Consider the following 6,264-nt stretch of genomic DNA (forward strand, 5'->3'; position numbering starts at 1 on the left):
GACATGGCCGTCCCCCGGGGCTGAAGAGATGAGTCAGCAGCAATCTAGCAGAAGAACCAGCGAAGGAATCACAAGCCGTAATGCCAGCCTTCACGCGCCGGACATGAATTCACCACGACGTCGAGGCCTGCGTCCATTGCGCGTTGCGTGGCGTCGTCGTCGAAGACTCCCAGCTGGAGCCATACCGCCTTGGCGCCGACCTCGATTGCCTGGTCGATGACCGCACCAACACGTTCGGAATTGACGAAGCAATCCACAACATCGATGGGGTGCTTGTCGAGGGGAATATCCCCCAGGCTTTTGTAGCCCTTCTCGCCGTGCACGTCCTCGCCCTTGAGGTTGACGGGGATGATCTCCATGCCCATCTTGTCCCGGACGTAAAGCGAAACGTCATAGGCCGAACGCCACTCGTTGTTGCTGAGGCCGACGATGGCCCACGTGCCTTTGGTCCGCATCAACCGTTCGACGACGGCGGGATCGTTGACGTGCATCATGGTCCAAGCCTACTGCCGTCCTCACGCGGGGAATCACGGACGTGGCTGTGCCGGATCCTGCCGTTTCAGCTGCTTCTTCCACTGCTTCAGTTTTTCTTCAGCGGCTTTGAGCTGCGCCGAGGCCTCCTTTTCAGAAGCTACGGAAAGGCCGTTGCCGGGCAGGGCGCCTGGGCCAGCCGGGCCGGGCCGCAGCCAAGGCGCCGGCGTGGTGGGCGCAGCGGGCATCGCTCCCGGCACAGCCTTGGCCGGTTGCGGCGCTGGCGGATTCGCGGCGGGCACGACGGCGGTGGCAGCAGCGGGCGCGGTTCCCGCCGGCGTCTGGGGTACTGCTTGGGATGCTGCCGGCGCCTGTTGCTGCGCGGGAATCGGGATCATCGTTGCCGGCGTTGGCTGCACCGGAGAGGGCTGCGGGATCGCGGCCGGATCCGCCGAGGGAGCCGGCGCGGTGCTGACCTTGGGAGCATCGGGAGCGGGCAAGGCGGGCGCTGCAGCGGCCCGATGCGGGGCGACAGTGCCCAGCAGACCCTCGAACGACGGGCTCCGCGTAAAGCCCGAACTTGCGGCTGCAACACCGCTGGCGCCAAGTCCCATCGCCGCAACCACGGCAACACTTACTACTGCGGTCCGGTGCTTATGCCGCCAACGTCGTTTGGAAACCTCATCATGCGGTCCCGCCAGCATGGCAGCGAGTTCCGCGCCGGGTGCAGGAGCCGCCGCGTCGGCAAGCTGACCCATGGCCAGAAGCGCCTGCCGAACATCGGACGCGTCGCTGAGACCGGCGTCGAGCAGCAGCTCGTCCACGATCTGCCCGCGGTCCAAATCCTTGTATGTCATGGCGACACGTATTCCTTTACTGCCGAATGCTCACGGAGGGTGATCAGTGCCCGCCGTTGCAGCTGCTTCACTGCACCGGCGGTTTTCCCCATGATTCCGGCCACCTGCTCCACGGTGAGGCCTGCGACGATGCGGAGCGTCAAGACCTCCCGCTGCTCTTCGCCGAGGTGTTCCAGCAACGCCATCACCTCGTAGGGGGCCAACCGCAGCATCGCCTCAGCCTCTGCCGAGCTCGCTTCGCGCGAATCCCGCTCGGGCTCAAACTCGTGCTGGTCAGGTGTCCGGCTTTCCTTCCTGTGCTCATCCACCATTCGGGCGTGGGCGACCGAGAAGATAAAGGTCCTGAGGCCGTTGACGCCTCCATTGATCTCGTCCAGGCGTGGAAGGACAGCGAGGAAAACATCCTGCGTGGTTGCTTCCGGGTCCGGGACGCCTTTGGCCGTCAAGTACCCAAGAACCTGGCCCGCATAGGCCTGGTAAACGGCGCTGAACAGTTCCGCGTTATTGCCTTGGAGTGCGTGAAGCGCTTCGTCGGTCAATGCGTCGGTCACAGATTTCGGACTTTCGATCGGCGGTTGGTCCAGGCTGGGAGCCAGATCATCCGATTCCCGCAACGGACGACCCCACCAAGAGTAACTGCTCTGCCGGGCCTGCCAAAGGACGAACCCTTGACCGGCAGGAACTCCCGGACATGGAAGAGCCGGGCTGGAAGATGATGGGGGACAAATTCCAACCCGGCCCTTTCACAGACGTAATCGTCGGAGCGCGGCAAAGGGTTACGCGGGAGTACAAACTTTTTTTGGAAGCCTTTCCGGCGCCGTTCAGCGCCCGTCCGGGCGGGGTAGCCGGGGCAGGGACAGACTGGCCCCTACTGCCCGTGGATCAACCACTGCGCCGTACGGATGACCGCCTGGTCACCGTGCACTGTTCGAAGTCCCGCAATATCAGAACGCGTGACGGCCGCACCCTCGAACAAGCTCACAATTGCGGCGGCCACTGCGTTGGCTTCCTGGTCCGGGAGCTCCGGCCTTCCCCTGCGGACCAGACCCTGCACGTGCGCGGTGTACCGGGAATAGAAGCCCCGCAAGGCCCCGGCAGCTGCTTCATCCGAGGCGGCCAGCGCCCAGATCTCCAGGTGCATCCTGACGTCGGCCATGCCCGAGTGTTCCCGGAGCAACGCGGTCAGGAGCCGCTGTGACTCATCCATGCCAAGCCCGCCGGCAGCCTCCGGCGCGAGGTCCACGTCGGTGACGTCATTGAGCCGATGAAGCGAGCGCTCCAGCGATCGCTCAAGGACCGCGCGAATGAGGTCAGCCCTGGTGGGAAAGTAGTGCTGGAGGTGCCCGACCCGCACCCCGGCGGCGGCTGCGAAGTCCCGCATGGCAGCGTTTGCGTTGCCTTTGGTAACCAGCACTTCTTCGGCCGCGTCCAGAAGGGCCGCCCTGCGCAGCGCGCCCTTGCTTTCGGTCATGACCTCAATATTGTCACACCGTATGACTCGAGTTTGGCGAGCTGCGCAGCTGGTTCGGGCGCCGATTCGGGAAAGGAAACGCCGGGCCGCGCATCATCGCTGAGCACCGTGTGGAGCCCAAGAAGTCCACCCGCTGCCGTCAGGTGGGCCTGCCCCAGGGGATCGGTGATAGTGACAGTCCCGGTGCCGCCCGGACCAGTCACTTCCACCCGGATATGCGCCGTCCCGCCCGATCCCGGGGAGTAGAGCAGCGAACGACGCAGCGATGCCCATTTCTCGCCGCTGCCCCACCGGAACAGCCCCACCGCGCGCGCGGCGAGCAACGCCGTCGTCGATGTATTGGAACTGAAGCCGATCCTCGTTGCCACAGAACCTGCACCCAAGGTGAGCGGCAGCGTGAACTGCTCGGGGGTGTCAAGCCTGGCGACTTTGGTGCGGTGCCCGGCGATATCCACCCAGCGTGTGTCGGTCAAGGGACGTACGACGGCGGCCTTGCCGCCTTTGCGGGCTTCGAACTCCAGTCCCAGCCGGTCCATGAAGTCAACGGAGTCGGCCCCGGCCTGGTCATTGATGTCATACCTGATGGAAATGTCCACGTCGGCTGCTCCGCCCACTTCCCGGGCCAGGGCTGCGGCCACGGTATTGGTGACGCCACCCTGAGCAGCACAGGCGCCGTGGGCTGCAACAGGGTGGACAGGGTGACGGCCCGGGTGACCCGGCTGGTCCAACGGGTGACATCAACGTACGGAATCCCGGCGCTTACAGCTGCCCGAAGCACCCTGTCATCGGGGTCATTGACTGTACTGATTACTGCCCGGACCCGCGCTTCGAAGGGCTCGGACTGGTTGAGGTCCCATGCCCGGACAGTCACTCTGTCATTGGTCAGGTGGCTCCCGCGGTCCGGGTTCCTGCCGGTCAGGAGAAGCGGCCACTCCCCCTGTGCATGCTGCGTGAGCGCTGCGCCGACCGTTCCGTAACCGCCGACAATCAGCACTGGACCGGAGGTATCGAGCTTGAGATGATCTTTCATGAATCTGATTTTAGGTCATATGACCTAAAAATTGAAACAGCCCACGGAGTGGTGGCGCAGCAAGGGGCCCGCGCCTAGGCTGCTGGTATCTACCCCGAGCACCAATCACCAGAACGCAGAGGAGAGATCATGACATTGCCCCCAGCCCACGAGCCCGAGCCGTTCCCGCCCGACCCCGGCCCCGTACCTCCGCCACCGGACCCCACGACGCCGTTTCCTCCGAGCCCCATACCGGACCCCAATCCGACGCCGGGACCATCACCGGTTCCCGACCCCGGCCCGGTTCCCCCCACCCCCAACCCGGACCCCACCTACTAGTCACGCCGGCCCCTGTCCCGCGCAGGAGGAGCCACCCCCGCAAATAGTCAGTAGGCTTACGTTTGATCCCATCGGCTGACCGATGCGAACGAACAGGAGTTCACATGACGCGATCCGAGGAAACGGCTCCCCTTTCCACGCGCAACAACCCCAAGCCCGACCTGTGGAAGGACTCACTGGGTCGGACGGCTATCCGGGCCGCCCAGATTCTCCTGATTCTGGTCGTGGCAGTAGTGGTGGTGTTCGCGCTGCTGCAGATCCGGCTGCTGGTGATCCCGGTCCTTGTCTCACTGATCCTGGCCGCCGCCATCGGCCCGTTCGTCAACATGCTCCGGCGCCGTGGCTGGCGTGGCGGTCTCGCCACCGCCGTCGCATTCCTGGGACTGTTGATTGTCCTGGGCGGCGTTGTGAGCATCATCGTCCTGTCGGTGCGCAGCCAGTGGGACGAACTGATCAGCCAAGCGGCAGAAGGCCTGGACGAGCTGGAAAACTTCCTGCTCACAGGGCCCTTCCCCCTGGATCAGGAACAGCTCAACCAAGCCCGGCAAGCTGTAGTGGACTTCGCCCAGAGCAGCCAAGTGCGCTCCGGTGCCGTGACCGGTTTGTCCGTGGTGACCGAGTTCCTGGCCGGCGCGAGCCTCATGGTGGTCATACTCTTCTTCTTCCTCAAGGACGGCGCCAAGATCTGGGACTTCTTCCTGCGGCCTTTCAAGGGCACTCGCGAAGCCAAGCTTCGCCGCGTGGGCAAGCGGACCATGGAAGTACTGGGCGGTTACGTGCGGGGGACGGCGATTGTGGCTTTGGTGGATACAGTCGCCATCGGAGCCGTGCTGCTGATCCTCCAAGTGCCGCTGGCCATTCCCCTGGCGATCATCGTCTTTATTGGCGCGTTCATCCCCTTGGTGGGTGCTACCGTCGCCGGCATTCTGGCGGCGTTGGTGGCCCTCGTGGCGAACGGTCCGATCGTGGCACTCATCGTGGTCATTGCAGTGATCGCGGTCAACCAGCTTGAGGGCGACCTTCTCCAGCCGGTGGTCATGGGCAAGTCGTTGCAGTTGCACGCCCTGGTGATCCTGATGGCACTGACGGCGGGCACCATCCTGGCCGGCATCATCGGCGCCGTCCTCTCTGTACCCATCGCCGCGGTCACCTGGGCCATCGTGCAGGTGTGGACGGCGGAAGACCCTGACCTTGAGCCGGTCAACCCGGACCTGCCGCCGGCCAACAGCCAGCCGGTGTAGCGGCCGCCCAAGCTGGAAGTCCGACTGTCAGGCGAGTGCCTTCTTCAGCAGTTCGACGATCTTCGCTTCAACAGCCGGCGTGATCTCCTTGAGGGCGAACGACGTGGGCCACATGTCGCCGTCGTCAAGCTTTGCATTCTCCTCAAAGCCGAGCGTGGCATAGCGGGCCTTGAACTTATGGGAGCTCTGGAAGAACACGATGTTCTTTCCGTCCCGGGCATAAGCGGGCATTCCGTACCAGGTTTTTGGGGTCAGTTCCGGCGCGTGTTCCTTGACCAGGGCGTGCAGGCATTCGGCCATGGCCTTGTCCGCTTCGGGCATCTCGGCGATCTTGGCCAGGACATCGGCCTCACCGTCGGCTTTGGAGGCCTTCTTGCGCGGCGCCTTCTTCAGCTCCTGCGCCCTTTCTTTCATGGCCGCGCGTTCGTCCTCGGTGAAGCCGTCGTAGGACTTTTCTTTGGTAGCCGTTTGCTGGTTGTCCGTCATGGCGATCTCTCTCCCCTGGTCTTTTTGCTTGACACCATCAACGCTATGACCCGGCGGCCCGTGGGGCTTCTCCAAAACTGCTCGATCGGAAACTTCGTTGGTCGCTTGGCATTGAGAGCCGGGACGAGCAAGCAGTGGGTGCGGTTTTCTTGAGGGTTTCCTGAGGAAGTGTTGTGGATTTGCAGGATTGGTTCTTGATCCAGGCCCGGCAAAGTATTTTCTTGTCAGCCACACCGGCTGAAGAAACGGCCGGCCGGTCTCACGGTGGCCACACGAAAGGACACTGATCCCCATGGCCATCAGCCTCAAAACCACCTCCGGCAAAATCCTCGCCTCCGTCGCACTGGTCGGCACCGCAGCCGCCGTCGCCGGCATGGGAACCTACGGCGC

At 63.8% G+C, this 6,264-nt stretch carries 8 protein-coding genes; 2 read left to right on the plus strand and 6 right to left on the minus strand.

The window, feature by feature from the left end; genetic code table 11:
- Positions 1-68 precede the first annotated feature (68 nt).
- The 5 genes from AB4Y81_RS20520 to AB4Y81_RS20540 all read right to left on the minus strand — a co-directional run bounded on the left by AB4Y81_RS20520 (position 69) and on the right by AB4Y81_RS20540 (position 3,527).
- The gene (locus tag AB4Y81_RS20520) at positions 69-494 is read right to left on the minus strand and encodes a CoA-binding protein (RefSeq protein WP_018780017.1); all 426 of its coding nucleotides are present in this window, start codon (positions 492-494) and stop codon (positions 69-71) included.
- Between the two features lie 33 nt (positions 495-527).
- Positions 528-1,328, minus strand: a complete 801-nt coding sequence (locus AB4Y81_RS20525) for a hypothetical protein (protein WP_441996775.1) — start codon at positions 1,326-1,328, stop codon at positions 528-530.
- On the minus strand, positions 1,325-1,879 hold the full coding sequence (locus tag AB4Y81_RS20530; RefSeq protein WP_441996777.1) for an RNA polymerase sigma factor: 555 nt from the start codon (positions 1,877-1,879) through the stop codon (positions 1,325-1,327). Before AB4Y81_RS20530 ends, AB4Y81_RS20525 begins: the two co-directional genes overlap by 4 nt.
- Before the next feature lie 317 nt (positions 1,880-2,196).
- Complete coding sequence (locus AB4Y81_RS20535) at positions 2,197-2,799, minus strand: TetR/AcrR family transcriptional regulator (protein ID WP_441996779.1); 603 nt, start codon at positions 2,797-2,799, stop codon at positions 2,197-2,199.
- Positions 2,796-3,527, minus strand: coding sequence for a hypothetical protein (locus tag AB4Y81_RS20540; RefSeq protein WP_441996781.1), 732 nt, complete (start codon positions 3,525-3,527; stop codon positions 2,796-2,798). The genes AB4Y81_RS20535 and AB4Y81_RS20540 overlap by 4 nt, the downstream gene beginning before the upstream one ends.
- Positions 3,528-3,958: 431 nt before the next feature.
- Between AB4Y81_RS20540 and AB4Y81_RS20545 the strand changes: the two genes are divergently transcribed.
- Positions 3,959-4,147, plus strand: a complete 189-nt coding sequence (locus AB4Y81_RS20545; RefSeq protein ID WP_144027705.1) for a hypothetical protein — start codon at positions 3,959-3,961, stop codon at positions 4,145-4,147.
- Between the two features lie 104 nt (positions 4,148-4,251).
- On the plus strand, positions 4,252-5,388 hold the full coding sequence (locus tag AB4Y81_RS20550) for an AI-2E family transporter (protein ID WP_441996783.1): 1,137 nt from the start codon (positions 4,252-4,254) through the stop codon (positions 5,386-5,388).
- Between the two features lie 27 nt (positions 5,389-5,415).
- Here the strand turns inward: AB4Y81_RS20550 and AB4Y81_RS20555 are convergent, their stop codons facing one another.
- The gene (locus tag AB4Y81_RS20555; RefSeq protein ID WP_441996785.1) at positions 5,416-5,874 is read right to left on the minus strand and encodes an iron chaperone; all 459 of its coding nucleotides are present in this window, start codon (positions 5,872-5,874) and stop codon (positions 5,416-5,418) included.
- Between the last annotated feature and the right edge of the window lie 390 nt (positions 5,875-6,264).

Origin of the sequence: Paenarthrobacter sp. TAF1, from assembly GCF_052113825.1 — a bacterium.
Classification (GTDB): domain Bacteria; phylum Actinomycetota; class Actinomycetes; order Actinomycetales; family Micrococcaceae; genus Arthrobacter; species Arthrobacter nicotinovorans.

Coding starts and splice junctions, on each gene's coding strand:
- AB4Y81_RS20550 (WP_441996783.1), top strand. CDS start 4,252: ATGACGCGATCCGAGGAAACGGCTCCCCTTTCCACGCGCAACAACCCC.
- AB4Y81_RS20520 (WP_018780017.1), bottom strand. CDS start 494: ATGATGCACGTCAACGATCCCGCCGTCGTCGAACGGTTGATGCGGACC.
- AB4Y81_RS20525 (WP_441996775.1), bottom strand. CDS start 1,328: ATGACATACAAGGATTTGGACCGCGGGCAGATCGTGGACGAGCTGCTG.
- AB4Y81_RS20545 (WP_144027705.1), top strand. CDS start 3,959: ATGACATTGCCCCCAGCCCACGAGCCCGAGCCGTTCCCGCCCGACCCC.
- AB4Y81_RS20555 (WP_441996785.1), bottom strand. CDS start 5,874: ATGACGGACAACCAGCAAACGGCTACCAAAGAAAAGTCCTACGACGGC.
- AB4Y81_RS20535 (WP_441996779.1), bottom strand. CDS start 2,799: ATGACCGAAAGCAAGGGCGCGCTGCGCAGGGCGGCCCTTCTGGACGCG.